Here is an 831-nt window from a genome sequence, read left to right on the forward strand (position 1 = left end):
TTTGTAAGCGACGAACCACGCGAAGCGAACACCGAAGGTGGTATCTTCCCGGCTATTTTCGGCACGGTATTAATGGTGATCATTATGTCGATCATCGTGACACCATTCGGTGTAATCGCGGCCGTCTATCTGAGAGAGTATGCCCATCAGGGAACGTTGACGCGTATTATTCGCATCGCAGTAAATAATCTGGCAGGTGTACCCTCCATTGTCTACGGTGTATTCGGGCTGGGCTTTTTCATCTATTTCGTGGGTTCGGGCATTGATCAGGCGTTTTTCCCTGAAGCATTACCTTCACCAACCTACGGCACCGGTGGCTTGCTCTGGGCGTCAATTACACTCGCAATTCTTACTTTGCCTGTTGTTATCGTTGCTACCGAGGAAGGTCTTTCTCGTATCCCGCGTTCTATTCGCGAGGGTAGTCTCGCGCTGGGTGCCACCAAAGCAGAAACGCTTTGGCGCGTTATCTTGCCAATGGCAAGCCCAGCAATGATGACCGGTGTAATACTGGCCATTGCGCGAGCAGCAGGCGAAGTTGCGCCCTTGATGTTAGTTGGTGTGGTAAAGCTAGCGCCTTCGCTTCCACTTGATGGTAACTACCCTTACCTGCATTTAGACCAAAAATTCATGCACTTGGGCTTCCACATCTATGACGTTGGATTTCAAAGCCCGAACGTAGAAGCAGCACGACCACTCGTGTATGCAACGTCACTTTTATTGGTGGCGGTTATCGCTCTGTTGAATTTGTCAGCCGTCGCGATTCGCAACAGACTACGTGAAAAATACAAAGCGCTTGAGATGTAACCCAAGCGCTCATCCGAAATTAGTATT

Annotated in this window: 1 protein-coding gene; it reads left to right on the forward strand. The window is 49.7% G+C overall.

Annotated features, from left to right (window positions below):
• Nucleotides 1–804, forward strand: an 804-nt coding sequence (pstA, locus tag A3750_RS17900) for a phosphate ABC transporter permease PstA (RefSeq protein ID WP_068548538.1), incomplete at its 5' end; no start/stop codon positions are given.
• Between the last annotated feature and the right edge of the window lie 27 nt (nt 805–831).

The sequence above is a fragment of the Oleiphilus sp. HI0079 genome (assembly GCF_001635105.1).